Raw genomic sequence first — 26620 nt, forward strand, 5'->3', positions numbered from 1 at the left:
ATAGTTTATGGTAACTCATCGTCAGCGCTACCGTGAGAAAGTCTCCCAGATGGTTAGCTGGGGGCACTGGTTTGCCTTGTTCAACATTCTGTTGGCCATGGTTCTCGGTAGCCGTTACCTGTTTGTCGCCGACTGGCCGACAACCCTTGCAGGTCGTGTATATTCCTACCTGAGCGTTGTCGGGCATTTTAGCTTTCTGGTGTTTGCCACCTATCTGCTAATCCTGTTTCCCCTGACGTTTATCGTCATGTCCCAGAGGCTGATGCGATTCTTATCAGCTATTCTGGCGACAGCTGGCATGACGCTGTTGTTAATCGACAGCGAAGTTTTCACCCGCTTCCACCTGCACCTTAACCCGATAGTCTGGGAACTGGTCATTAATCCTGACCAGAACGAAGCGGCGCGTGACTGGCAACTGTTGTTTATCAGCGTGCCGGTTATCCTGTTAATAGAAATGTTGTTTGCGACCTGGAGCTGGCAAAAGCTGCGCAGCCTGACGCGTCGTCGCCATTTCGCAAAACCGTTAGCGGCATTCTTCTTCGTTTCTTTTATCGCCTCGCATGTGGTGTATATCTGGGCAGATGCCAATTTCTATCGCCCGATTACCATGCAGCGCGCAAACCTGCCGCTCTCCTACCCGATGACGGCGCGTAAGTTTCTGGAAAAACATGGCCTGCTGGATGCGCAAGAGTATCAGCGTCGCCTGATCGAACAGGGTAATCCGGAAGCGGTTTCCGTGCAGTACCCGCTCAGCGAACTGCACTATCGCGATCTGGGCACCGGTCAGAACGTTCTGCTGATCACCGTAGACGGCCTGAACTACTCACGCTTTGAAAAACAGATGCCTGCGCTGGCTGAGTTCGCCGGGCAGAATATCTCCTTTACACGTCACATGAGCTCAGGCAACACCACGGATAACGGGATCTTTGGCCTGTTCTATGGTGTATCGCCAAGCTACATGGACGGCATTTTGTCGACCCGAACGCCTGCGGCGCTGATCTCTGCACTGAACCAGCAAGGGTATCAGTTAGGACTATTCTCCTCGGATGGCTTTACCAGCCCGCTTTATCGCCAGGCGCTGCTGTCAGACTTCTCCATGCCGAGCGTGCAAACACAATCTGATGAGCAAACCGCAAGCCAATGGATTAACTGGCTGGGACGCTACGCGCAGGAAGATAATCGCTGGTTCTCCTGGGTCTCCTTTAACGGGACAAACCTTGATGACAGTAACCAGAAGAACTTTGCCAAACGCTACGCCAGCGCCGCTCAGGATGTGGATGCCAATATTAACCGTGTTCTTAGCGCCCTGCGCGACTCGGGTAAACTGGACAACACGGTGGTGATTATTACCGCTGGCCGCGGTGTGCCGCTGACTCAGGAAGAGAACAACTTTGCCTGGTCGCGCGGTCATCTGCAGGTTCCTCTGGTGATTCACTGGCCGGGAACACCTGCCCAGCGTATCAATAGCCTGACCGATCATACAGACCTGATGACGACGCTGATGCAGCGCCTGCTGCATGTCAGCACGCCGGCTAACGAATACTCGCAGGGGCAGGATTTGTTCAATGCTACACGTCGTCATTACTGGGTGACCGCCGCTGACGGCAGCACGATGGCCGTGACTACGCCAGAGATGACGCTGGTGCTGAACAACAACGGAAATTATCAGACCTATGATTTACGTGGCGAGAAAATAAAAGATCAGAAACCGCAGCTCAGCCTGCTGCTACAGGTTCTGACGGATGAGAAACGATTTATTGCTAACTGATTAATTATAAATCAGTTAGTGAGGCATCCTCTTGCATTCGTAGCGGAAAGCAGTAGTATTAGCAGCCATAGCGTCGGCACGTAGCGCAGCTTGGTAGCGCACCGTCATGGGGTGTCGGGGGTCGGAGGTTCAAATCCTCTCGTGCCGACCAAAAATCCCTAAAAAAACCAACCCTTGCGGTTGGTTTTTTTTATGTCTGCGATTCCGCATTCCTGAGTTTTACAGCAGCCTTCAGCACAGGTTTTACTACTTACCCATGCACAAAATGGGGTAAAATTCATCCTCTCATCAGCGCGATGAATCTGGACGATTGATGCGCTGAAAACAATAATGATACTAATAAAAGCTCAGGAGAATAGTATGCCTGAAGTAACGCCTTTTCGGGTGCTGATTGTCGACGACCACCCACTCATGCGGCGGGGAATTAGTCAATTATTGCAACTGGATCCCGCATTTGACGTAGTCGCTGAAGCTGGCGACGGCGCAAGTGCTATCGATCTGGCAAACCGTCTGGACCTTGATGTGATCCTGCTGGATCTCAATATGAAAGGTATGAGCGGGCTGGACACCCTGAATGCGCTGCGTCGGGACGGCGTCACCGCGCAAATTATTATTCTTACCGTATCGGATGCCGCCAGCGATGTGTACGCCTTAATTGATGCCGGCGCGGATGGTTATTTACTGAAAGATAGCGATCCTGAAGTCCTGCTGGAGGCTATTCGTAACGGTGCCAAAGGTGGTAAAGCGTTTAGCGCTCGCGTTAGCGAATATCTGCGCGAACGTGACCTGTTTGGTGCGCAGGAAGATCCATTCAGCATTCTCACCGAACGCGAGCTGGATGTATTGCATGAACTTGCTCAGGGACTGTCGAACAAACAGATTGCATCAGTGCTGAATATTTCTGAACAGACGGTGAAGGTGCATATTCGCAACCTGCTGCGCAAACTCAATGTGCGTTCTCGCGTTGCTGCCACTATCCTGTTTTTGCAAACGCGCGGCATGCAGTAATCAATGAGATGCCGGATGGCGACGCAGCAGCGTCTTATCCGGCCTACAAAGCTCGCACAGGCCCGAAAGCAGCACGCCTTCGGGTAATCTGGACTCTTACTTCTCCTGCGGCGTTAGCTGCTCCATCGCCTGCTTAATGCTGCGTTCTATCACCGCCCGACGGGTATCATTGGCCGGTAATAATTTCAGCATCATCTCCCACGCCGCAACCGCCTCGCCGAAGCGCTGCTGTTCAAAAGCGTTAAACGCGTACATGCTGAGAACCCGCACGTTGGCATGCTCGCCGCGCACCAGCTGGCGTAACAGCTCCCCTCCCCGGCGGTTATCGTCAGGATCGGATGAACGGGTCAGTGCTTCCGCATAACCCAGCGCCGCATCGCTGTTTTTAGGATCCAGTCGATAGGCATTGGCATAGGCTTCAGTGGCCGTACTGGCGTTACCGAGTACCATGCCAATACGCCCAAGCATGATCCAACCTTCAACGTTTGTAGGATCGGCTTGTAAACGCGTACGCAGCCCCAGCGCCAGACGTGTCATATCCTCTTCATTGAGCGGGTCAGCTTTCGGATCCAACGCGCGTTCCAGCAGCGCCGGAGCCTGAGCGGTGGCCTGCTGCCAGACCTGAACCTGCTTATAGCTGCCGGTTTCATAATAGCTTACCGCGCCAACGATCAGCGCCACCACGATGCCGGGCACAAACAACCCAAATCCACCGCGTTTGCCATCCGGGATAACGTCGTCAGGAAACTCTTCCAGCTTCACCCGGACGCGTCGGCGAGTACGGGCAAAAATAATCCAGCCGCCCAGACCAATCGCTACCACCGGCATCACCCACAAAAGCACTGTAAGCGGCGTCAACGGCGGATCGTAGGTGACGAAGTTGCCGTAGCGCGCCACCATGTAGTCGACAATTTCTTTCTGGCTTTTCCCTTCCTGCATCAGTTCGTACACTTTCTGGCGCAGGTCAGTGGCAATCATCGAGTTAGAATCGGCGATACTGTTGTTCTGACATTTAGGACAGCGCAGCTGTTCGGTAAGCTGACGGAACTGCTGCTCCTGCGCTTCATCCTTAAACTGCATCACATCGATGGTCGCCAGCGCAGATCCCGAGATAATCAGCATCAGCAGGCCCAGTAAAAATCTCATTGCGCAGCCTCCTTACTGTACTTATCCCACAACGGTTTGATCTCGCTCTCCCACACCCTGGCATTCAAATCACCGGCATGGCGATAGCGAATAATACCTTTACCGTCGATCAGGAACGTTTCCGGCGCGCCGTACACGCCAAGATCCAGACCGAGCATACCGTCGCCGTCAAACAGGCTTAATGAGTAAGGATTGCCCAGCTCTTTCAGCCAGACAATGGCTTTCTGACGATCGTCTTTATAGTTCAGACCCACCACCCGCACGCCTTGTGCAGATAGCTGGTTCAGATACTGATGTTCGGCGCGACAGGTCGGGCACCAGGTCGCCCAGACGTTCAGCAGTACCGGTTTGCCCTGGGTCAGCACATCGGCCTGATAATGCTGACCCGGATTCTCCAGCGACTCCAGGCGGAATGTCGGAACGGGTTTGCCGATCAGCGCCGATTCCAGATTCGTGGGATCGTCTCCCTGAGCGTTACGCGCCAGCTGCCACAGCAGCGCCGCCGCAATGATCAGAAAAATAATAAACGGAATTAACAGTGCGTTGCGCTTCATACAGCCTCCGACGCATTTTTTTGCACCGCTGCGCGAGGACGCGCGCGCTGACGGTAGCGTGGATCAAACAGGCAGAACAATCCGCCCAGCGCCATCAGCAATCCTCCGGCCCAAATCCAGCGAATAAACGGTTTGTAGTACAGACGCACAGCCCATGCGCCGTTATCCAGTTCTTCACCCAGCGCGGCGTACAGATCGCGCGTGAATCCGCCGTCAATTGCCGCTTCGGTCATCATCGAACTGGTGCTGTTATAGAAGCGTTTTTCCGCATGCAGCGTGGCTTCCGGTTTACCATCTCGGGTAACGCCAATAATGGCGACACCACCCCGGTAGTTAGGTCCGGTAATATCTTTCACTTCGCGGAACGTGAACTGATAGTTATGGATACTGACGCTATCACCCGCTTTCATACGCACATCGCGTTCAACGCTGTAGTTCTGGCTGAAGGCAATACCGACAATAGTAATCGCCAGCCCAACGTGGCCCGACACCATGCCCCAATAGCTTGGTGTTAACTTCGTTCCGCGGGAAACACGCAGGAACGCTTCGGACATCGCCAGCACGAATATCCAGCATGCCATCGCCAGCCCTACCACCGTCATAGCGGCAATGCGATCCTCAAACAACCACGGCAGCAGCAGCGACAGAACAAGCGTGGTGACAAACGCGATAATCAGTAACGTTTTCAGTTTACGCGGTCGGTCACGGCCCCAACGCACTAATGGCCCAATTCCCAGCAACAGCGCGAACGGCGCCATCAGCCAGGTAAATATGGTGTTGAAGAACGGTTCGCCAATCGAAATGCTGCCCAGACCCAGCTGTTTGTGCACCAGCGGCAGCAGCGTGCCCAAGAGCACCACCAGCATGGCGGCAATCAGCAGAACGTTGTTGCCCAACAGCAGAGATTCACGCGACCACAGCGCGTTGTTCACCCGTGAGCGGACCTTGTGACCGCGCACCGCAAACAGCAGCAGGGAGCCGCCAATCACCAATACCATAAAGGCCAGAATAAACATCCCGCGCGACGGATCGGAGGCGAAGGCATGCACCGATACCAGCACGCCGGAGCGCACCAGGAAAGTACCTAACAGGCAAAGCGAGAATGCGCAGATTGACAGCAGCAGCGTCCAGGCTTTAAAGCTGGCACGCTGTTCGGTTACCGACAGCGAGTGCATCAGCGCCGTTCCCACCAGCCATGGCATAAACGAGGCGTTCTCAACCGGATCCCAGAACCACCAACCGCCCCAGCCCAGCTCGTAATAGGCCCAGGCCGAACCGAGCACAATACCCAGCGTCAGGAACACCCACGCCGCCAGCGTCCACGGACGCGAAAAACGGGCGAAGGTACTGTCCAGTCGTCCGCTCATCAGCGCGGCAATCGCAAACGCAAAGGCCACGGAGAAGCCGACATACCCCATGTACAGTAACGGCGGATGGAAAATCAGTCCCGGATCCTGCAATAGCGGGTTCAGGTCGCGCCCTTCAATAGGGAAGTTGGGCAACGTACGGGCAAACGGATTGGAGGTAAACAGAATAAACAGCAGAAAGCCAACGCTTACCATCCCCATTACCGCCAGCACGCGGGCAACGATGTCCAGCGGCATACGCTGGCTGAATGCCGCAACGGCGAACGTCCAGCCGCTCATCAGCAAAACCCATAGCAGCAGAGAGCCTTCATGGGCCCCCCAGGTTGCTGCCACCCGATACCAGACCGGAAGCTGGGTATTGGAGTTGCTGGCAACGTAGGTGACGGTAAAGTCATTAACCACGAAGGCGTTGACCAGAATCAGGAACGCCCCCATCACGCAGATAAACAGAACCCAGGCAAAAGGCCGCGCGGAGGCCATCATTCGCACGTCGCCGCGCGCTACGCCCCACAGCGGATAGACCGACAGTAGTAACGCCACGCCGAGCGCAAGGCACAACAGCGCATTGCCAATTTCAGGCATCATGACGTTTTATCCTTATAAACACTTTCCGGGCGACGATGGTTTTCCTGCATCGCTTTTTCGACTTCCGGTGGGGTGTAATTCTCATCATGTTTGGCAAGAACCTCTTTGGCCTGCACATGATTTCCTTCGTCCAGTTCGCCCTGAACAACGACACCCTGCCCTTCGCGGAACAGATCCGGCAGAATGCCTTCGTAGGTGACATCCACCACACCTTCGGCGTCATAGATACTGAAATTCACCTTCAACGACTGCGGATCGCGCTTTACGCTACCGGGCATCACCATTCCGCCCACGCGCAGGCGCTGACCGACTTCGGGCATCTGCTGCGTTTCGCGCTTACCGTAGAGTATCTCTCCCGGCGTATAGAACAGGTCAATATTAGAACGCAGCGCATAAAGCACCAGCGTAATGGTCAATGCCAGACCCGCCAGTACCGCACAGGCTATCCATAACCGATTTTTACGTCGAATATTCACGCCGCCTCCCGTTGCACTTGCGCCGCACGCATACGCGCTTCTCTCGCCCGCTGCTGCGCCACACCGCGTAAAATTGCGCGATGTTGTAACGCGGAATGCAGTACCAGCACCACCAGCGGGATAACGCTCATCGCTACGGCAAGCCAGACATACAAGGCGTAGCCGCCCATCGCGAAAAAATCACTCCATGATGCAAATGCAGGGGTCATTGGCGGCCTCTTTTTAAGATCAGTTCGCTCACCCACGGGCGGCGTTTTTCCATCATCAAAATCAGGTTACGCATGCGCATCAGCGCCAGCGTGACAAACAGTAACAGGTAGCCGACGATCGCCAGACGCAGCGGCGTACGCATCGCCGGATCGATGCTTTGCTGCATGCGGGTAGAACCCTGATGCAGCGTATTCCACCACTCAACCGAATAGTGGATAATCGGTAAGTTGACCACGCCAATCAGCACCAGAATACCGGCGGCACGACCTGCCAGACGGCGGTCGTCAAAGGCATGCCACAGCGCAATGGCACCCACGTAGAGAAACAGCAGCACCAGTTCAGAGGTGAGTCGGGCATCCCAGACCCACCAGGTTCCCCACATCGGTTTGCCCCATGCGGAGCCCGTCACCAGCGCAATAAAGGTAAACACTGCACCAATCGGCGCCATCGCAGCCAGCGCCAGATTGGCCATTTTCATCTGCCAGACCAGGCCGATAAACGCGGCAACGGCCATCGAGGCATAAATGCCCATCGACCAGATTGCCGCCGGAACGTGCAGATAAATAATGCGATAGCTCTGTCCCTGCTGATAGTCCGCAGGCGCAAAACCAAAGCCCCAGCCCCATCCCGTTATCAGTACCACCGCGCTGGCAATCGCCAGCCACGGGATAAACCAGCCACAGATCTGATAGAGCCGAGGGGGCATCGCCAATTGATGAAGTGTTTTCCACATAGTTCAGTCACCAGACTCCATAAATTAAAATCCGTTGTGCCAGAGCACCTTGCCCGGCCTACACATCTAATTCTCGTTACTGCACGCTTATCCGTAACGCCGCGGCTGTGGCAAACGGGCTTAACGTGGCGCTGCCGACCAGCAACGCGCCCAGAATTGCCATGTACCCTTCAACCGGTAAGTGCATAGAAGCCGCATCCATCGCGGCGGTTGCAAAAATCAGTAAGGGTATGGTGAGCGGGAGCACCAGCACGCTTAACAACACGCCGCCGCGCTTTAAGCCCACCGTCAGCCCCACACCCGGCGCACCGAGGAAGCCCAGCGTCGGCGTTCCGAGTAACAACGTCAGCGCCATAATTTTCCAGCCGTACATATCCATGCCCAGCAGCAGCGCCACTAGCGGCGAGAGAATCAACAGCGGCAGGCCGGTCACGACCCAGTGCGCCATCACTTTCGCCAGCACCACGGCCGGTAGCGGTAACGGCAGCAGCATCAGTTGCTCAAGGCTGCCGTCCTGCAGATCATCACGAAACAGGCGTTCCAGCGCCAGCAATGACGCCAGCAGCGCCGCAACCCAAATGATGCCCGGCGCAATGCGCGCCAGTAGCTGCGGCTCCGGCCCAATGCTTAGGGGGAACAGCGTAATAACAATCAGGAAGAACCATAAAGGATTGGCGATTTCCGCACTATGACGAAACGCAACTCGCAGTTCTAAACGGAAGATTCGCCACATCATTGCGTTGCCCTCTCGCTGGTCAGCGCAATACGTCGCACTTTATCGGTTTCGACATTGAGCGGTTGGTGGGTGGTGAGAATAACAATACCGCCCTGCTCCGTATGCTGCGCCATACGCTGAGTCAGTCGCTCAACGCCGTTCACATCAATGGCGGTAAAGGGTTCATCGAGGATCCACAGCCGGGCGCGGGTCAGCCACAAACGGGCCAGCGCCACGCGCCGCTGTTGTCCGGCGGAGAGCTGGTTCACCGGAATATCTTCATATCCGGCAAGTCCCGCCTGTGCCAGCGCAGCCAGACACTGTGCAATGTCGCCGTCATGATGGAAGAAACGCAGGTTCTCCAACGCCGAAAGCCGGGTTTTTATCCCCGGCTGATGTCCGATCCACAGCAGTTGCTGATGGTAGCTGTCCCGCACGTGATGCAGCGGCTGCTCTTGCCAGCAAACCTCCCCTGCATCGGGACGCGCCAGCCCGGTAAGCAACCGCAGCAGAGTAGTTTTCCCTGCGCCGTTGCTGCCGGTAATTTGTACCCATTCCCCTGCGTTGACGCGAAATGACAGATTGCTGAACAGTATTCTGTCATCTCGCTCGCAAAGTAATTCTCTGGCTTCAAGCATACCTGGTTATCTACATCCTGTTAAAAGCCCGGTTTGACTTCGCGCATATCAGGCAGTTTGTGCGCTATCCCTTTATGACAGTCAATACAGGTTTGCCCGTCTTTCACGGCCTGGTCGTGCATTTTGGCCGCAACGCCTTTCTGGGCGGTTAAATCCATAAACTCGAAGTTGTGACAGTTTCGGCACTCTTGCGAATTATTATCTTTCATACGCCGCCACTCATTTTGCGCCATCGTCAAACGATGGTCTTCAAATTTCTGCGGTGTATCTATCAGCCCCAGTGCTTTCGCGTACAGCTCTTTACTGGCCTTGATCTTACGAATCATTTTCGGGCCCCACTCATGCGGGACGTGGCAATCAGGGCAAGTCGCTCGCACACCACTGCGGTTGTTGTAGTGTACGGTTTCCATGTATTCCTGGTATACCGTATTGCGCATTTCGTGACAGCTAATGCAGAACTCTTCTGTATTGGCCTTTTCCATACCGGTATTAAAGCCGCCCCAGAAAATAATGCCGCCCACAAAGCCGATTAACAACAGCGTGCCGAGCGCCAGACGGCTGGGGCGACGCCACCATTGCCAGACGCGCTTAATCCAGCCTGGTTTACGGTTAGAATTTTCCATAATGACCTCTTATTTCCCGTAACCTTTCGAGGGGGTGAAGGTATTTTCAACAATCGGCGCGGCGTCAGCCTGCGGAACGTGACATTGCAGGCAGAAATAACGACGCGGCGCAACTTCAGCCAATACCTTGCCGTCGCTGTCCATAAAGTGCGTCGGACTGATGCGCGGCGCACCGGTAGTGCGATAGCTTTCCACACCGTGGCATTGCAGGCAGCGGTTAGTGTTAGTCGTCACCTGATACCCTTCAACGCTATGCGGAACCATCGGCGGCTGATTCACATAGTTCAGCGGCATGCGCTCTTGCTCTTTCGGCATGCGAATCGCCCCTTCCTGTGTTCCTGAGACTTCCGGTGACTGGCTCAGATCCACTCCATTTGCAGCCCAAACGGCCCCACTGACGACCAGGGCAAGCAGGGCCGTCCATTGACACAGCGTCTTAATCAGGTCATGGCTTTTCATGATTTCGCTCCCGAACTCCATCGTGTTGTTATTGTAAAAACATCCTCAGAACAGACATCCACGCAGCGACCGCAGGCCATGCAATCGCGGCTGGTTACCTGCACCGGACTTTGCTCATCCAGCACCGGCGCACGTAGCACATGCGGTTCCGGGCAAACATGAAAACAATCCATACAGCGGTTACATCTGTTACGTTCTTTTGCCGAAACGGTTAATGCCCCTTTGCTTCCCACCACGCTATACAGCGCACCCAGTGGGCAAAGATGCCCGCACCAGCCATGCTCAACGACCAGTAAATCAAATAAAAACAGCGCGAGGATCAGCAGCGCTCCGCTACCGAATCCCATTACCAGGCTCCGTCCAAGCAGAGAGACTGGATTTATCCACTCCCACAAAAGCGTACCGGTCAGGGCGGAACCGACCAGGATAACCACCAGCAGGACGTACCGTATATGGCGCGGCAGGGTTGCGGACTGATTCAGGTCAAACCTTCTGCGCAACCAACTGGCTAAATCGGTAACCGGGTTCATGGGACAAACCCAACTGCAAAACAGTCGCTTACCGGCCAGGGCATACAGCACCGTGATGATAGCTGCTCCCGTTAACGCCACCGTCGCCGGCAGATGCCCGCTGGCCAGGCTTTGCAGAGTAATCAGCGGATCGGTGAACGGGATAGCGTCCAGCAACAGGCTGCTACTGTAGTTGCCATGCAGGATCCACACGCCAAGCCACGGGCCGCTGAGGAACATCGCCAGTATCAGAAATTGACTCAAACGACGCAGCAGCAGCCAGCGATGACTCTTCCACCATCCTTTTTTTGCCTGCGCTTCACGCCCGGCATCACGTTTACGATTTGCCATTGTTCCCCTCCAGCCAACCGAAGCGGTAATGGTGTCCTAACTCCCCTTTCGCCAGCGACAGCGGCAGTACTTTTATTGCTGGCTGTTCCAGTACGCAGACTTTTTCGCATTTCCCACAGCCGGTACAAGCATCGCTGTGCACGGTCGGAATAAACCGCGCATGCTTGCCGGTACGCATATTGCGGTCCAGCTCCAGGGTGATCGCCTCATCAATTTTCGGGCACTCGCGATAGCAAACGTCGCAGCGCAATCCCTGATAGTTGAGGCAGTTTTCGTGATCCAGCAGTACCGCCAGCCCCATACGCGAATCGTCAATGGATTCAATTTCCCTGTCCAACGCGCCGCTCGGGCAGACTTTGGCACACGGAATGTCCTCACACATTTCGCAAGGAATATCACGGGCGACAAAATATGGCGTACCGGCCGCCAGCCCGGAGGCCAGCGTTGCCAGCTTCAGCGTGTCATAGGGACATGCCTGAACGCACTGACCGCAACGTACGCAGGCGCTGGCGAATGCCTCCTCGCTCAGTGCACCAGGCGGGCGCAACCGCACGCCGGTTGCGCGTGCGGTTTGTTGTTGCAACCCCAGCGCCACGCCAACGACGGCCAGCCCGCCCGCTGCGCGAACCATATCGCGCAGAAAGCGGCGGCGGCCATTTTGGGGTTTTGCTGACCGGGACATAACGCGTTACACCTTCGCCAGTTTCACGGCGCACTTCTTGAAATCCGTCTCTTTGGAGAGCGGATCCGTCGCATCCAGCGTCAGGTTATTCACCAGCTGTGCGGCATCGAAGAACGGCATGTACACCAGCCCCTGCGGCGGACGGTTACGACCGCGTGTTTCAACAATCGAAATCACTTCGCCACGACGGGAAATCACTTTGACCTTATCGCCACGGCGCAGATCGCGTGCTTTTGCATCCAGCGGGTGGATAAACAGCACGGCTTCCGGGAAAGCACGGTGCAGTTCAGGCACACGACGCGTCATACTGCCGGTATGCCAGTGTTCCAGCACACGTCCGGTAGACAGCCACAGGTCATATTCTTTATCCGGCGCTTCAGCAGCAGGCTCAAATGGCAGCGCGAAGATAACCGCTTTACCGTCCGGTTTACCGTAGAACTTGTAGCTTTCACCTGCTTTCACGTAAGGGTCGTTGCCTTCGCTGTAGCGCCACTGGGTCTCTTTACCCTCAACGACCGGCCAGCGTAAACCGCGCGCTTTGTGGTAATCGTCAAATGGCGCAAGATCGTGCCCGTGACCGCGGCCAAACCATGCGTACTCTTCGAACAAGCCTTTTTGCAGATAGAAGCCCAGCTCGCGGGATTCATCGTTTAGTTGATCTTCAGCCAGTTCAGTCACTGGGAATTTCGTTACTGCTGGCGTAGCAAACAGCACGTCATAAAGCGTTTTACCGCGCAGTTCCGGTTTTTGTGCCAGCAGGTCTTCCGGCCATACTTCTTCTGTTTTGAAGCGACGAGAGAACTGCACCAGTTGCCACAGATCCGATTTCGATTCGCCCGGCGCTTTAATTTGCTGACGCCAGAACTGTGTACGGCGTTCCGCGTTACCGTAGGCGCCTTCTTTCTCTACCCACATCGCGGTCGGCAGGATCAGGTCAGCCGACAGGGCGCTGATCGTCGGGTACGGATCGGAGACGATGATGAAGTTGCGCGGATCGCGCCAGCCCGGCATACGCTCTTCGTTGATGTTCGGACCGGCCTGCATGTTGTTAGTACACATCGCCCAGTAGACATTGAGCTTGCCATCTTTCAGCGCGCGGTCTTGCGCCACGGCGTGCAGACCAACTTTTGCCGGAATGGTCCCTGACGGAATATTCCAGTGCTTCTCACAGATATCGCGGTGTTTTTCGTTCGTTACCACCATGTCCGCAGGCAGACGGTGGGAGAACGTACCGACTTCACGCGCGGTGCCGCAGGCTGAAGGCTGGCCGGTCAGAGAGAACGGGCCGCAGCCTGGCTGGGAGATTTTGCCAGTCAGCAAGTGCAGGTTATAGACCAGGTTGTTGGCCCACACGCCGCGGGTGTGCTGGTTAAAGCCCATCGTCCAGTAGGAGATGACTTTTTTCTTCGGATCGGCATACAGCTGCGCCAGCTGTTCCAGCTGATCTTTCGGCACACCGGTCATTTCGGCGGTTTTATCCAGCGTGTACTCAGCAACGAAGGCTTTGTAATCCTCAAAGCTCATCGGTTCAGAAGCATCGGATCCCGGGTTTTTCGCCGCTTTTTCCAGCGGATGGGTTGGACGCAGACCGTAGCCGATGTCCGTCACGCCTTTACGCAGGTTAACGTGCTTGCTAAAGAAATCCTGGTTAATCGCATTGTTTTGAATGATGTAGTTCGCGATGTAGTTGAGGATCACCAGATCGGTTTGCGGCGTGAAGACCATACCGTTATCCGCCAGCTCAAAGCTGCGGTGCTGGAAGGTGGAGAGAACCGCGACGTTCACGTTAGGATCGGACAGACGACGGTTGGTGATGCGCGACCACAGGATCGGGTGCATTTCCGCCATATTCGCGCCCCACAAGACGAAGGCATCGGCATGTTCGATATCGTCATAGCAGCCCATCGGTTCATCCATACCGAAGGTACGCATAAAGCCGACTACCGCTGAGGCCATGCAGTGACGTGCGTTCGGGTCGATGTTATTGGAACGGAAACCCGCTTTAAACAATTTGGCAGCGGCATAACCTTCCCAAATCGTCCACTGGCCAGAGCCGAACATACCGATAGACTCAGGGCCTTTCTCTTTCATCGACGTTTTGAATTTCTCTTCCATCACGTCAAAGGCCTGGTCCCAGCTAATCGGGGTGAACTCGCCTTCTTTGTGATACTTGCCGTCTTTCATGCGCAGCATCGGCTGCGTTAAACGGTCTTTTCCGTACATGATTTTCGGCAGGAAGTAACCTTTGATGCAGTTGAGCCCACGGTTAACCGGCGCATCCGGATCGCCCTGACATGCCACAACACGCCCTTGCTGCGTTCCGACCAATACGCCACAGCCCGTCCCGCAAAAACGGCACGGGGCTTTGTCCCATTTAATGGCTTCTTGCTGACCGACTACCGCGCGGGCAACGCCCGGCACGCTTAACCCGGCAGCCGCCGCAGCGGCCGCAACGGCGTTAGCTTTCATAAAGCTACGACGACTGAGTTTCATGGTGTTTCCTCACCTTGCTCATCCTGCTGGTGATAAACCAGCGACACCGCCAGTACGCCCGCAACGTTGCGTACTGACTCAATTGTTTTCATTAGCGTTTCACTTTGCTCAGCTTCCACCACCACAATCAACTGACCACTTTCCACATCGCTGAGTGCAACTTCGCAACCGGGAAAAGAACGCAACTGCGTGGCGATATCGTTGATATGCTGGCTTTTGGCCTGAACGACCAGGCTGCAGACCTGCCAGTTATTGTCCATGGTTGTACTCCGCGTTAATGGCTGATACCGGGCAGATAGCGACACAGGCGCCACATCCGTTACAGTCCTGATTGTCGAGCTGCGGCTGATAAATGCCGGACAGCGTGGGACGAAAGGTTATTGCCATGGGCTCACAGCTATCCTGACAGCGGTGACATTCAACGGACTGATGTGCGAGACAGTTTTCCCCAATCGTAAAATTCAGATCCCATGCCCTGGTGTGGCGCGGAAGAAAAAGTGATTCGGGACAGGCTTCTGCGCAGGCATAGCAAAAGCTGCACTCGCCGTGTTTGAAATTTACGCTCGGGTAACCACCCTGGCCTCGCTGCAGGATGTCGGTTTCGCACGCCTGGATACAGGCGTCACAACGGAGGCAATGGGCCAGAAAGTGAGAGTCTTCCTTGCTCCACGGCGGACGGATCCCTGCGCTGGCGTTTCGCCAACTGCCTGTCAACATACCTCGACGGGATAAATCAACCATGACATTGTCCTTCCATAATGACGCCCTCCCTCGGCGGGTTGAACGACATAAAAAACTGCACTATTTATGAGTAGTTATTTTTAGCCGTAAGATATTTCAGGATGTGTTAGAGGTGCATACCCCAATTGGGGTAAATGCTGTTGCCGGATCAAAGGAGTGTTGAGTTGGCGGGAAAAAATGCGCTTTTGCTCACATTTCAATGAGTTATATAACCATGTATATAACGGATTATTCAAAAAGACAAAGATCTCAATATTAGGATAACTCCTAGTATATATCGCTACCATGGCAACAAAACTCTACTTAATACACTTTAAATATAAGTAAATCCAGATTAATAGATTATCCAAATATGTTAACCTGCTACAGACTCGTTCATAAGACAGAAGAAAGGAAACACTGTGAACAATAAGATGAAGACAATTGTCCCTGCCGTACTTTTCGCCGCCTTTGCCAGCACCTCTGCATGGGCTGCCAGTAACGAAACCGCCGCTCAGCCGCTGGAAAAAGTCGCCCCTTATCCCAAGGCGGAAAAGGGTATGAAGCGCCAGGTTATCCAGCTTACCCCTGAGAAAGATGAATCTACTCTGAAAGTAGAACTGCTGATCGGACAAACGCTGGAAGTTGACTGTAACCAACACCGCCTGGGCGGAGAACTGGACAGCAAAACGCTGGAAGGTTGGGGATATGACTACTATGTCTTTGACAAAGTTACGTCTCCGGTTTCAACCATGATGGCCTGCCCGGACGGTAAGAAAGAGAAGAAATTCATTACTGCGCATCTGGGTGATGACGGAATGCTGCGTTACAACAGCAAGCTGCCGATTGTGGTCTACACCCCGGAAAACGTGGACGTTAAATACCGTATCTGGAAAGCGGAAGACAAAATTCAGGACGCAGTCACGCGCTAAGTGAGAATGTGCCGGATGGCGGCGTACCGCCTTATCCGGCCTACAGACGCATAAACAATGCCGGATAAGCGCAGCAGCGCCATCCGGCATTTTATTTTACAGCGCTATATCCGCAACGGCTTTCTGTTCAGGCTGCGGTTGTGCCTGAGGTTTCAGCTGTGGTTTCGGCGCTTCATCAACAACCTGCGGCTTGTCATATTTCAGACCCAGAACCTCACTGGTGTACTGCAGCTCTTGTTCCGTAGCCTCAACGTTACCGTTCAGCTTAGTGCCATAAGACGGAATAATGGTTTTCAGCTTCGCCTGCCACTCGGGGCTGGCTACTTTATCTTTAAACACTTTTTCCATCAGATGCAGCATGATCGGTGCCGCGGTTGATGCGCCCGGAGAAGCTCCCAGCAGCGCAGCAATCGTGCCTTCTTTATCGCTGACGACCTCAGTGCCCAGACGCAGCACGCCGCCCTTCTCCGCATCGCTTTTGATGATCTGCACGCGCTGGCCCGCCTGCCATAAACGCCAGTCTTCTTTTTTCGCCTGCGGATAGTACTCTTGCAGCGCAGCAAAACGGTCGTCGTCGCTGAGCATCACCTGGCTCACCAGATATTTCACCAGATCGAAGTTATCCAGACCCACGTTGACCATAGGCATAAAGTTCGAGGTGGTGGTCGAGCTGAGCAGATCCCACAATGAACCGTTTTTCAGGAACTTGGTGGAGAATGTCGCGAATGGCCCAAACAGCACAACGCGCTTGCCATCAAGGATACGGGTATCGATATGCGGTACAGACATCGGCGGCGCGCCAACGGAGGCCTGACCGTACACTTTCGCCAGGTGGCGATTGACCACATCCGGATTTTCTGCAACCAGGAACTGCCCGCCAACCGGGAATCCGGCATAGCCTTTCGCTTCCGGAATGTCGGATTCCTGCAACAGCTTCAGCGCAGCGCCACCGGCACCGATAAAGACAAACTTCGCCTTGATATCGTGTTCCGCTTCGTTATTTTTCAGATCGGCGACTGTGACAGTCCAGCTATTGTCGGCATTACGCTTAAAGCCACGCACTTCGGTGCTCAACTGCAGCGCAAAGTTGGGCTTTTTCTGCAATGAGGTAATCAGTTGGCGGGTGATTTCGCCGTAGTTCACGTCAGTACCAATCTCGGTACGCGTTGCTGCGACTTTCTGCTGCGGATCGCGACCTTCCATGACCAGCGGCGCCCACTCTTTGATCTGCGCGTGGTCTTCGGAATAGCGCATACCACGGAACAGCGTGCTCTGCTGCAGTGCGGTGTAACGGGCACGCAGGAAGTTCACGTTCTCGTCACCCCAGACAAAACTCATGTGCGGAACGGTGGTGATAAACGAGCGTGGTTCATGCATTACGCCATTATTGACCTGATAGGCCCAAAACTGGCGGGAAATCTGGAAGGCTTCGTTAATTTCGACTGCCTTTTCAATGCTGATGCTACCGTCGGCCTTTTTAGGCGTGTAGTTCAGCTCCATCAGTGCGGAGTGGCCGGTTCCGGCGTTATTCCAGCCGTTTGAGCTTTCCTGCGCTACACCATCCAGTCGCTCAACCATGGTCATTGACCATTGCGGCTCCAGCTCCTGTAAATAGGTTCCCAGCGTGGCGCTCATGATGCCGCCGCCAATCAACAGTACATCCGTTTCCTGCTCTTCCGCCGCTTTCGCTTTTGCCGCCATCGAGACAACATTCAGCCCAACGGCCATGGTGAAGAGCATGGCAGTCACTTTTTTCATAATGTTAATGCCTTACTTTTAGTATCGCTTTTTTGCTTTCAATGCAGGTGAAAATCGAGCGGCACCAACGGTAACACTTAAGTAAAAATAATTAAATAAAGTTTATAAATTATATTTAATTTTTAAAAATGTTATTAATACGTTGATAGTTTATGCGGTTATTGACAATCATTTCTGGAAACCGGTCCATCTGACGGGTACTATGCTGCGCTTTGCTATTCACCGCACGGATGCCTGTCGGTCTGCTGTATCAGGCCATTTTTGACCTGAGTGTAACTATGTCTGCAACTCAACATTCCTCTGCCACAGTCTCGGAACACACGACCCGTGCCGTGCTCCGCCAACCCCGTCTGCTGGTGCGCGAAACGCTGGCCGGTGTGGTAACCGCCCTGGCGCTGATCCCGGAAGTAATCTCGTTTTCCGTGATCGCAGGCGTTGATCCTAAAGTCAGTCTGGTAGCCTCTGTCGTACTGTGCCTGGCGATGTCTTTTTTAGGCGGTCGTCCCGCAATGGTTACCGCCGCTGCAGGATCGGTCGCGCTGGTGATTGGTCCGATGGTGCATCAACACGGCGTGCAATATATCCTGCCTGCAGTGGTGCTGGCCGGGATGATTCAGATCCTGTTTGGTGTATTGGGAATGGCACGTCTGATGCGATTCATCCCTACGGCCGTGATGACTGGCTTTGTTAACGCGCTGGGTATATTGATTTTCTTTGCCCAGGTCCCGCATTTCTGGGGCAAAAGCCCGCTCATCTGGGGGCTGTTTGTCCTGACGCTGCTGATTGTGCTGTGGGTTCCGCGGTTTATTAAAGCAATTCCCGCACCGCTTATCGCCATCGTGCTGCTAACCGTGTTCACTGTCACCAGCGGGCAACTGTTACCGACCGTCGGTGATGAAGGTTCAATGAGCGGCGGCCTGCCGGGTTTCACCCAGTTGTTGGTTCCGCTCAACCTGCAAACGCTGGCGATTATCTGGCCCTGCGCGCTGAGTATCGCTTTTGTTGGTTTGATGGAGTCGCTGTTAACCGCCCGTCTGGTGGATGACCTGACGGTGACGCCGTCGAATAAAAATCGCGAGAGTGCCGGGCTGGGGATAGCCAATATTCTGGCCGGATTTTATGGCGGCATCGCCGGGTGCGCGATGATTGGTCAAACCATCGTTAACGTCGAGATGGGCAAAGGACGCAGCCGCGTCTCGACGGTTGCCGCCGGACTGGTATTACTCCTGTTAGTCACAGGGTTAAGCGAAGTGATGGCAGAAATACCCATGTCGGTACTGGCAGGTATTATGGTAATTGTGGCGGTAAAAACCTTCAGTTGGCACAGCATCCAGCCCACCACGCTGACGAAACTCCCCGTCACTGAAACGCTGGTGATGCTGGTGACCGTCGCTGCCACGGTTTCTACCGGCAACCTGGCGATTGGCGTGGTTGCCGGGGTGATGACGATGCTCATTCTGCCGCGTATCGTCAGACGCAAACGGACAACTACATCAGAAACAGCGTTGCCAGACCGAGAAAAATAAAGAAACCACCAGTATCAGTGATAGCGGTTATCATGACGCTCGAGCCGACCGCCGGGTCGCGCCCGAGCTTCACCATCGTCATCGGAATGATAACCCCCATCAACGCCGCCATCAGCAGATTGAGCATCATCGCCAGAGTCATCACACCACCGAGCGCCATATCATCGTACAGCCACCAGGTAATGCCACCCATAATCCCGCCCCACACGAGGCCGTTGATTAGCGCCACGCCCATCTCGCGCAGGATGAGAAACGTCAGGTTCCCCGGTTGAATATTTTGCAGCGCCAGCGCGCGGACGATCATAGTGATAGTTTGATTCCCGGTATTGCCGCCGATACCCGCCACAATCGGCATCAACGAGGCCAGCGCCACCAGTTGCGAAATCGTATGTTCAAAGCCGTCGATCACCCGCGAGGCGATAAAGGCGGTACAGAGGTTAACGGCCAACCACGCCCAGCGGGTTTTTACCGCTTTGGTAACAGGCGCAAACACGTCCTCTTCGGCGCTTAAGCCCCCCATTCGACGCAGATCGGTGTCGGTTTCTTCATAGACAACGTCGACGATCTCATCGATGGTTAAACGGCCCATCAGTTTACCGGAAGGGTCAACCACCGCGGCGCTGACCAGGTTGTCGCGTTCGAAGGTACGCGCAGCGTTTTCGGCGATATCTTCAGGAGAAAAGGTGAGCGGGTCATCTTCCATCACCTCGCTGACTTTTCGCTGCACATCATTGAGTAAAATGCAGGTTAGCGTCAGTTCGCCAACCAGCACTTTATTGCGATCGGTCACGAAAAGTTTATCGGTGTTCTCCGGCATTTTCCCCAGCCGCCGCAGATAGCGTTGCACCACTTCCAGCGTCACGTCCGGACGCACAGTGATGACCTCGAACTCCATGATCGCGCCGACGCTATTTTTCTCGTAGTGCAGCACCTGGCGGACGCGCGTCCTCTCCTCTGCCGGTAACGTCGCCAGCAGACGACCGGTAAGGTTACGAGGCAAATGCTGCACCAGGTAAATCTGTTCATCGATATCGAGATATTGCAGCGCATCCAGCAGCTCGCGGTCGCTCATCTCATCGATCAGGTCGTCCCAGACGTTTTCAGACGCCTCAAGCAAGACGTTACCGCGCTTTTCATTTTCGACCAGTCGCCACAGGGCGTGGCGCTCTTCAGAGGGCAAAGCTTCGAGGGTATCGGCGAGGTCAGGCGGTGGCAGGTGGGCCACCAGCGCCCCTACCTCAGCAATATCGTCGGCTAACGTACCGACGTCATATTGCTCAGCCAGGGTAAGCTTGCCCAACAGCGTTGAAATAATGGCTTTATCAGTGGTCAGCAGCCAGATGAGGCGCGCACGCTCTTCATCACGCAGTCTGGCGCTGTTTTTGTTTATTACGGACATTAATCATAAATCCATGATATGAAATATCATTAATCATGATGCCGATTTATGTAAATAACAATAAACAGTGCCGCCGGGTGGCTAAAAAACCGGCGGCACGATGGATCAGGCTGTGCGAGCCACCGCGTCGCGCGAGGCGGCGTCACGTTCATCGCCCAACAGTTCACTCAACTGTCCGTTACGCATTTCCAGTAGACGATCGGCGTGAATAAAATAGTGATCGTCGTGGCTGATGGCGAAAATGGTTTTCCCCATTTCCTGCATCAAAGGCAATAGCACCTGATAGAACTCCCGGCGGAAATGGGGATCCTGATCGGCGGCCCATTCGTCCAGCAGAATGATGTCGCGCTCCTCCGCCAGGGCCAGCAGCAGCGCCACGCGTTTCTTCTGCCCTTTCGACAGCTTCAGATTGAGGATACGACCATCGCTCAGCTCCAGCTTATGACCCATCTTCAGATGTTCCAGCCACTTCGCGACCAGCTGCGGATTAGCCTCTTTACCTTCCGGCCCCAGCAGTTTGTCGAACAGCCAGACGTCGGTAAACACGGCGGAGAAGAGCTTGCGGTAGTCTTCCGGTTTTTCAACGGCAACGGCCTTACCATCAAGCAATATTTCGCCTGACTGCGGCTGGTACAGACCGGTCAGTAACATCGCCAGCGTAGATTTCCCGCTACCGTTACCGCCAATCAGAAAGATCAGTTCACCGCGATGAATCGTCAGATTCACCGGCCCTACGGAAAACGCATTATCCTGATAGTGAAAAACCACGTTGCGCAGCTCCAGCGTTTGCCAGTTGGGAAACGCGGTTGGGCGTGGGAATTCGGCCTTAAAAGGTGCCAGTGCGAATTTATTCAGCTTGTTGAACGCCACCTGTGCCGTGAGCAGTGTCGGCAGCGCGCCAACGGCAGAGAGCAACGGTGTTCGCAGGAATAACAGCGTCAGAGAATAGGTCGCTGCCACGGCGGTATCAGCCCATCCCAGACTGTTAGCCATCCAGAACACCAGGCCAATGGCACCCAGCATCATAATGTTCGACCAGTTAACCGCGCTCAGGTGGAAGGTATCGGCACGGATAATATGGTGGCGATACTCTTTGGCATCCGGGACGTACATCTGATTAAAGATATGCTCGGCGCGCTCGCGGTTAAGCGTCAGCTCTTTGCGCCCTTCCAGCACCGTCTGATAATCGTTGTACAACTTGTCTTCAGTTTCGCGCAAGGTGGCCATGTGTTTATACACCCGCGCCACCAGCACAAATCCGCCCCAGATGGTGATTGCCATCCAGATTGCCGTTACCAGTAGCATTTTGGTCGACAGCATCGCCAGATACGCCGCCGATCCTATGGTCAGGATAATCCCCTGCACCAGCTCAGGCAGACGAACAAAGGCGATGGTGATGTTGCGGATATCACTGGTTAAACCGGCCAGCAACGAGGCGCTGCCAAGCTGTTCAATACGCTCGACGTGAGTATCCAGAATTCGTTTGATAAATTCGCTACGCAGGCGGTAGACAAAGTGGTGACCCAGCGTGGTCAACGCCAGCTGAGAACCGAGGGTGACAACCATCAACAACAGCAGCAGGCCAAGAAACTCCGGTAGCACCATCAGCGTGGTGTCGACCGTTTCGATCAAGCGCTGGTTGATAAACGCAATCAGCCCAATCCCCAACGCGGCGCTGGCGAGGCTGAGCGCCATCACGCTGATAAATGGCCAGCGATACTGCCGCCAGACAAGAAGTAAAAGTTCCATGCAAACAACCCGGACAAGTAATAACAGCCCGCAGTTTAAACATCTCTTCGTCGACAGCAATAATAATTCTTATTTTTATTCTTTTTTACCCGCCAGACGAAACGTCAGGTTGTAACGACAGTCTCCGGTTAATGGGTGATACCCTGTTTTAAGCGGCTGGATCCCATGATAAAACAGCCGCGAATTACCGCCCCATACCACGACATCGCCATGTTCCAGCAGCAAACGCTTTAAAGGGTCATTACGGCGCAATCCGCCAAATTGAAAGATGGCTGGTAGCCCCAGCGATACAGAGACAATCGGCGCCCGCAGGTCGGGCTCGTCTTTATCCTGATGTAAGGACAGTTTTGCCCCTGGCGTGTAGCGGTTAATCAGGCAGGCATCGGGTTGAAAATCAGCATAGCCCGCCGCCGTCGCCGCCTGTTGGCACAGATCAGCGAACGCATCCGGCAGCGGCGGCCAGTGCGTGCCGGTGAGTGGATCAAACGGAGAATAAAGATAGCCATGCTGATCCGTCGTCCAGCCCAGATGACCGCAGTTGGTCATCGCCACCGACATTGTATAGCCGCCGGGCGTCACCATCTGGCGAAACGGCGACTGTCTGGCGACAGCCGCTATCGCCTGAAGTAAAGTGGGCGCAGAGTCAAAAGCGAAACGTCGGAGAATAACCGCACCTGACGCCAGCGGCTCCTGCCAGGGTTTCGCATCCGCAAAGAGATCGAGCATTATGTTTCCTCGCCAGTAGCTTCCCGTTGCAGTAACTGCGCTTTGCGCGCAATACCCCATCGGTAGCCCGAAAGTGCGCCATCGCCACGGATCACCCGGTGACACGGGATAACAATCGCCAGTTTGTTGGCCCCACAGGCACTGGCCACCGCGCGCACCGCCTTCGGTTTGCCGATGGCGCTGGCCAGCTGTTGGTAGCTCACTGTTTCACCGCACGGAATTGTGCGCAGCGCCTGCCACACCTGCTGCTGAAAGACTGTTCCCCGAATATCCAGGGGTAGCGATAGCGACGCGTCACGCGAGTTGATCGCAACGATCACTTCGCGCACGCGCTGCTGAAAATTGGCATCTGCAGGAACATCCTGCGCGGCGGGAAACAGCGCATGAAGATCCGCAACCAACGTAGCGTCATCATCGCCAAGCAAGATCGCGCAGATACCCCGCTCGCTTTCCGCCACCAGACAGCGACCCAGAGCGCAATCTGCGAGGGTATAGCGTACAGAAACGTTGTCGCCACCTTTACGAAATTGCTTTGCCGTCATGCCTAATGCTTGATCGGCTTTGCGATAGTAGCTGCTGCTGTCGGGGAATCCGGCATTGAGAATCGCCTGTGTAACCGGAACACCTTTCGCCAGGGCATCACGCAGACGGCGAGCACGCCATGATTGTTGCCACACTTTCGGGGTCATGCCCGTCGTGGCTTTAAACAGACGATGCAAGTGATACGGGCTCATCGCCACCTGCTGTGCCAGCTCGTCCAGCGTAAGAGGTGACTCTTGCTCCAACAACTGACAAGCGCGGGCTATTTTCTCCAGCCGATGCTGTTGCGCGCTGTCTTTATCCGGCTGGCAGCGCTTACAGGGGCGAAACCCGGCAGCCTGCGCCTGCTGAGCATCGGCGAAAAAACGGACATTTTTGCGCAGCGCATGTTTTGCCCGACAGGACGGACGGCAGAAAATACCGGTGGTCTGGACGGCAAAAACAAACTGACCGTCGGCGTCAACGTCGCGATCCACAACGGACTGCCAACGGTCATCGTCAGTGATGCGTAAACGATTTTTCATTTCGGACTCCTTTGTTAAGCATAGCGCTTAGCCTCAGTGTGTCCCCATCGTCGGGCATAAAAACCCGCAATCTTGCTTTTTAATTTTTTTCGCTGACCAGAAAGCTATTAAACTGCGGCGACATCCAGGTTTTAAACCCCTCACCCTCTTTCACAATCATATAGACCGCCAGCCCTTCACGACGCACGACTTCTTTGGCCTTTTCCGGGCCAAGCACCATCAATCCTGTATCCCAGCCATCGGCTTCCAGAGCCGTTGGCGAAATCACCGTTACGGACACCAGATTATGTTCGATCGGGCGACCGGTTTGTGGATCGATAACATGGGAAAGGCGCTTACCGTCCAGCTCATAATAGTTCCGGTAGCTGCCGGAGGTGCTAATGCCGTGCCCGTTAATGTCGACAATCGCCTGCACCGCGTTTTCACGATCGGTGGGTTTCTGGATTGCCACTCGCCACGGATGCCCTTCAGCATTCATTCCCCTGCTGTTCAGCGCACCACCAACGGAAACTAGATAACGGGAGATCCCCTCTTGCTCCATCAATCGAGCCAGATGATCGGCGGCGTACCCTTCACCAACGGTCGAGAGATCAACATACAGATCCGGCAAGTCTTTTTGCAGGTAGTTCTGATGCGCTTCATTCACAACTTTCAGATGAGAAAGCCCGGTTTGCGCTTTTGCAGCGTCAATTTGCGCTTGGGTGGGAATATGCAACGGCTGCTGATCCGGGCCAAAGCCCCACAGGTTGACTAACGGCCCCACGGTGATATCCATGGCCCCATCGGTTTTTGCACCAATGCGTAGCGCCGAAGTCACGATATCCGCCATGGCGTCGTTAACCGGCCACGGCGACAGGCTTTTCGACAGGTTAAAGCGCATTAACGCAGAATCGTTTTTATAGGTGGAGAGCAGCTGATCATCGGCATCAAGCTGAGTCTGGATCTTGGCCTGCAGTTCCCTGGCGCGTTTGGCATCTACGCCTACCACACTGACCCGCCAGAAAGTGCCCATCGTTTTACCTTCCAGAACCGTGGCAGGAATTGTGGTCTGAGCAGGTTTCGGGGCCTCATCGCACCCGACAAAAAAGATCGTCACAGCCAGCAGTGCTGCGCGATAAAAATTCATTTCCATACGTAATTATCCTCATGCGAACGGGCGCAAGAGTACACCAAAAATCGTTGTTTGTACGGCGAAAAAACGGCATTAAAAAAGGCCCCGCAGGGCCTTTGATAGACATAATGTAGATTAGAACTGGTAAACCAGACCCAGTGCTACGATGTCATCGGTAGCAATGCCAGCATCACGGGTGAAGTTGTTGTCATCCAGCAGGTTGATTTTGTAATCAACATAGGTAGACATATTTTTGTTGAAGTAGTAGGTTGCGCCAACATCAACATATTTCACGATATCCTGGTCACCGTAGCTGGTGAAACCATTGCTGATGTCTTTACCTTTTGACTGCAGGTAAGCCACGGACGGACGCAGACCGAAATCGAACTGGTACTGTGCCACAACTTCAAAATTCTGTGCTTTATCCGCGAAGCCATATGCAGCAGTCGGGTTGCTACCATTAGAGGTACCGAAACGGGTTGCGTTATAGGACTGGGAGTACTGTGCGGCCAGGTAAACGTTGTTAGCATCGTATTTCAGACCACCGGTATAAACCGTTGCACGGTCACCGCTACCGTACACGCCAACAGCATTCTGATCAGCAGTACGTTTAGACGTCGTGATAGCACCACCGACACCAAAGCCAGCGCCGATATCATAGGTCACAGATCCGCCGTAACCGTCGCCATTCTGGGTCAGCAGGCTACGACCACCTACGTTTTCACCGCTTACGCTGCCGTTTTTACCTTGGTACTGCAGGGCAAAGTTCAGGCCATCAACCAAGCCGAAGAAGTCAGTGTTACGGTAGGTCGCATAACCGTTACCACGCTGCTGCATGAAGTTATCAGCACCGTAGGTGTCGCCACCGAACTCAGGCAGGACGTCGGTCCAGGACGTTACATCATAAGTCACGCCATAGTTACGACCGTAGTCGAAAGAACCTGCATCAGCGAATTTAAGACCCGCGAATGCCACACGCGTCCAGGCGTCGTTGCTCGCTTCACTCTGGTTACCCTGAATCTGGTATTCCCACTGGCCGTAACCGGTCAGTTGGTCGTTAACCTGAGTTTCGCCTTTGAAGCCGATACGCATGTAAGTCTTGTCACCATCATCACCTTTGTTGTCGGAGAAATAGTGCAGACCGTCGACTTTACCGTACAGATCTAATTTGTTGCCGTCTTTGTTATAAATTTCAGCCGCATTCGCTGCGCCTGCTACCAGCAGTGCTGGTACCAGGAGGGACAGTACTTTAACTTTCATGTTATTAACCCTCTGTTATATGCCTTTATTGCTTTTTTATGCCACTGCATACTGATTA

26 protein-coding genes and 1 tRNA gene are annotated in these 26620 nt (G+C 54.4%); 5 read left to right on the forward strand and 22 right to left on the reverse strand.

Annotated features, from left to right (window positions below):
- The first annotated feature begins 7 nt into the window (after positions 1–7).
- The 3 genes from yejM to narP all read left to right on the forward strand — a co-directional run bounded on the left by yejM (position 8) and on the right by narP (position 2776).
- Positions 8–1768, forward strand: a complete 1761-nt coding sequence (gene yejM, locus OGX97_RS21445) for an LPS biosynthesis-modulating metalloenzyme YejM (RefSeq protein WP_057066518.1) — start codon at positions 8–10, stop codon at positions 1766–1768.
- Positions 1769–1842: 74 nt separating this feature from the next.
- Positions 1843–1919, forward strand: a tRNA-Pro gene (locus OGX97_RS21450).
- A 209-nt stretch (positions 1920–2128) separates the two neighbouring features.
- Entirely contained in the window at positions 2129–2776 is a 648-nt protein-coding gene (narP, locus tag OGX97_RS21455) for a nitrate/nitrite response regulator protein NarP (protein WP_003834605.1), read from the forward strand.
- 96 nt (positions 2777–2872) lie between these two features.
- Here narP and OGX97_RS21460 read toward each other — a convergent pair whose 3' ends face one another.
- From OGX97_RS21460 to napF, 15 genes are all read right to left on the reverse strand, one after another.
- The gene (locus tag OGX97_RS21460; protein WP_071444664.1) at positions 2873–3922 is read right to left on the reverse strand and encodes a cytochrome c-type biogenesis protein CcmH; all 1050 of its coding nucleotides are present in this window, start codon (positions 3920–3922) and stop codon (positions 2873–2875) included.
- Positions 3919–4476, reverse strand: coding sequence for a thiol:disulfide interchange protein DsbE (gene dsbE, locus OGX97_RS21465; protein ID WP_003834613.1), 558 nt, complete (start codon positions 4474–4476; stop codon positions 3919–3921). Before dsbE ends, OGX97_RS21460 begins: the two co-directional genes overlap by 4 nt.
- Positions 4473–6428: a heme lyase CcmF/NrfE family subunit gene (locus OGX97_RS21470; protein WP_286592726.1), complete on the reverse strand. Its 1956-nt coding sequence runs from the start codon at positions 6426–6428 to the stop codon at positions 4473–4475. The genes dsbE and OGX97_RS21470 overlap by 4 nt, the downstream gene beginning before the upstream one ends.
- Positions 6425–6904, reverse strand: coding sequence for a cytochrome c maturation protein CcmE (gene ccmE / locus OGX97_RS21475; RefSeq protein ID WP_003834619.1), 480 nt, complete (start codon positions 6902–6904; stop codon positions 6425–6427). Before ccmE ends, OGX97_RS21470 begins: the two co-directional genes overlap by 4 nt.
- A complete protein-coding gene (ccmD, locus tag OGX97_RS21480; protein ID WP_020996676.1) occupies positions 6901–7113 on the reverse strand; it encodes a heme exporter protein CcmD in 213 nt (70 codons plus the stop codon). The genes ccmE and ccmD overlap by 4 nt, the downstream gene beginning before the upstream one ends.
- The gene (locus OGX97_RS21485) at positions 7110–7847 is read right to left on the reverse strand and encodes a heme ABC transporter permease (protein ID WP_008785297.1); all 738 of its coding nucleotides are present in this window, start codon (positions 7845–7847) and stop codon (positions 7110–7112) included. The genes ccmD and OGX97_RS21485 overlap by 4 nt, the downstream gene beginning before the upstream one ends.
- A 76-nt stretch (positions 7848–7923) precedes the next feature.
- Positions 7924–8583 (reverse strand): heme exporter protein CcmB, encoded by a 660-nt coding sequence (gene ccmB / locus OGX97_RS21490; protein ID WP_003027542.1) that lies wholly within the window; start codon positions 8581–8583, stop codon positions 7924–7926.
- Positions 8580–9200, reverse strand: a complete 621-nt coding sequence (gene ccmA / locus OGX97_RS21495) for a cytochrome c biogenesis heme-transporting ATPase CcmA (RefSeq protein WP_008785298.1) — start codon at positions 9198–9200, stop codon at positions 8580–8582. The genes ccmB and ccmA overlap by 4 nt, the downstream gene beginning before the upstream one ends.
- 20 nt (positions 9201–9220) lie before the next feature.
- Positions 9221–9823: a cytochrome c-type protein NapC gene (gene napC / locus OGX97_RS21500; RefSeq protein WP_003027548.1), complete on the reverse strand. Its 603-nt coding sequence runs from the start codon at positions 9821–9823 to the stop codon at positions 9221–9223.
- A gap of 9 nt (positions 9824–9832) precedes the next feature.
- The gene (gene napB / locus OGX97_RS21505) at positions 9833–10282 is read right to left on the reverse strand and encodes a nitrate reductase cytochrome c-type subunit (protein ID WP_003834627.1); all 450 of its coding nucleotides are present in this window, start codon (positions 10280–10282) and stop codon (positions 9833–9835) included.
- The gene (gene napH, locus OGX97_RS21510; protein ID WP_003027552.1) at positions 10279–11142 is read right to left on the reverse strand and encodes a quinol dehydrogenase ferredoxin subunit NapH; all 864 of its coding nucleotides are present in this window, start codon (positions 11140–11142) and stop codon (positions 10279–10281) included. The genes napB and napH overlap by 4 nt, the downstream gene beginning before the upstream one ends.
- Entirely contained in the window at positions 11129–11824 is a 696-nt protein-coding gene (gene napG, locus OGX97_RS21515) for a ferredoxin-type protein NapG (protein ID WP_003834629.1), read from the reverse strand. Before napG ends, napH begins: the two co-directional genes overlap by 14 nt.
- A gap of 6 nt (positions 11825–11830) precedes the next feature.
- The gene (napA, locus tag OGX97_RS21520) at positions 11831–14317 is read right to left on the reverse strand and encodes a nitrate reductase catalytic subunit NapA (protein ID WP_032944032.1); all 2487 of its coding nucleotides are present in this window, start codon (positions 14315–14317) and stop codon (positions 11831–11833) included.
- Positions 14314–14577, reverse strand: a complete 264-nt coding sequence (napD, locus tag OGX97_RS21525) for a chaperone NapD (protein ID WP_003027560.1) — start codon at positions 14575–14577, stop codon at positions 14314–14316. Before napD ends, napA begins: the two co-directional genes overlap by 4 nt.
- Complete coding sequence (gene napF / locus OGX97_RS21530; protein ID WP_003027564.1) at positions 14567–15058, reverse strand: ferredoxin-type protein NapF; 492 nt, start codon at positions 15056–15058, stop codon at positions 14567–14569. The genes napD and napF overlap by 11 nt, the downstream gene beginning before the upstream one ends.
- Before the next feature lie 413 nt (positions 15059–15471).
- On the opposite strand from napF, the gene eco reads away from it, so the two are divergent.
- Positions 15472–15969, forward strand: coding sequence for a serine protease inhibitor ecotin (gene eco / locus OGX97_RS21535; RefSeq protein ID WP_032941984.1), 498 nt, complete (start codon positions 15472–15474; stop codon positions 15967–15969).
- Positions 15970–16065: 96 nt separating this feature from the next.
- Here the strand turns inward: eco and mqo are convergent, their stop codons facing one another.
- The gene (mqo, locus tag OGX97_RS21540; RefSeq protein WP_235127154.1) at positions 16066–17727 is read right to left on the reverse strand and encodes a malate dehydrogenase (quinone); all 1662 of its coding nucleotides are present in this window, start codon (positions 17725–17727) and stop codon (positions 16066–16068) included.
- Between the two features lie 278 nt (positions 17728–18005).
- Here mqo and OGX97_RS21545 point away from each other — a divergent pair, with 278 nt between their 5' ends.
- Positions 18006–19253, forward strand: a complete 1248-nt coding sequence (locus OGX97_RS21545; RefSeq protein WP_235127152.1) for a SulP family inorganic anion transporter — start codon at positions 18006–18008, stop codon at positions 19251–19253.
- Here OGX97_RS21545 and mgtE read toward each other — a convergent pair.
- The 6 genes from mgtE to OGX97_RS21575 form a co-directional block, all read right to left on the reverse strand.
- Positions 19216–20652: a magnesium transporter gene (mgtE, locus tag OGX97_RS21550; protein ID WP_008785304.1), complete on the reverse strand. Its 1437-nt coding sequence runs from the start codon at positions 20650–20652 to the stop codon at positions 19216–19218. The two genes, OGX97_RS21545 and mgtE, sit on opposite strands and share 38 nt — an antisense overlap.
- A gap of 105 nt (positions 20653–20757) precedes the next feature.
- Positions 20758–22401 carry a multidrug ABC transporter permease/ATP-binding protein gene (locus OGX97_RS21555; RefSeq protein ID WP_003834645.1) on the reverse strand — a complete coding sequence of 548 codons (1644 nt, stop codon included), beginning with the start codon at positions 22399–22401 and terminating at the stop codon, positions 20758–20760.
- A 75-nt stretch (positions 22402–22476) separates the two neighbouring features.
- Positions 22477–23127 (reverse strand): DNA oxidative demethylase AlkB, encoded by a 651-nt coding sequence (alkB, locus tag OGX97_RS21560; RefSeq protein WP_125362695.1) that lies wholly within the window; start codon positions 23125–23127, stop codon positions 22477–22479.
- Positions 23127–24191, reverse strand: a complete 1065-nt coding sequence (ada, locus tag OGX97_RS21565; RefSeq protein WP_008785307.1) for a bifunctional DNA-binding transcriptional regulator/O6-methylguanine-DNA methyltransferase Ada — start codon at positions 24189–24191, stop codon at positions 23127–23129. The genes alkB and ada overlap by 1 nt, the downstream gene beginning before the upstream one ends.
- 79 nt (positions 24192–24270) lie before the next feature.
- Positions 24271–25323 (reverse strand): FAD:protein FMN transferase ApbE, encoded by a 1053-nt coding sequence (gene apbE / locus OGX97_RS21570; RefSeq protein WP_235127149.1) that lies wholly within the window; start codon positions 25321–25323, stop codon positions 24271–24273.
- Between the two features lie 114 nt (positions 25324–25437).
- Complete coding sequence (locus OGX97_RS21575; RefSeq protein ID WP_235127143.1) at positions 25438–26562, reverse strand: porin OmpC; 1125 nt, start codon at positions 26560–26562, stop codon at positions 25438–25440.
- Between the last annotated feature and the right edge of the window lie 58 nt (positions 26563–26620).

It is taken from the genome of Citrobacter sp. Cpo061, assembly GCF_030332845.1.
In the GTDB taxonomy this organism is placed as follows: domain Bacteria; phylum Pseudomonadota; class Gammaproteobacteria; order Enterobacterales; family Enterobacteriaceae; genus Citrobacter; species Citrobacter portucalensis.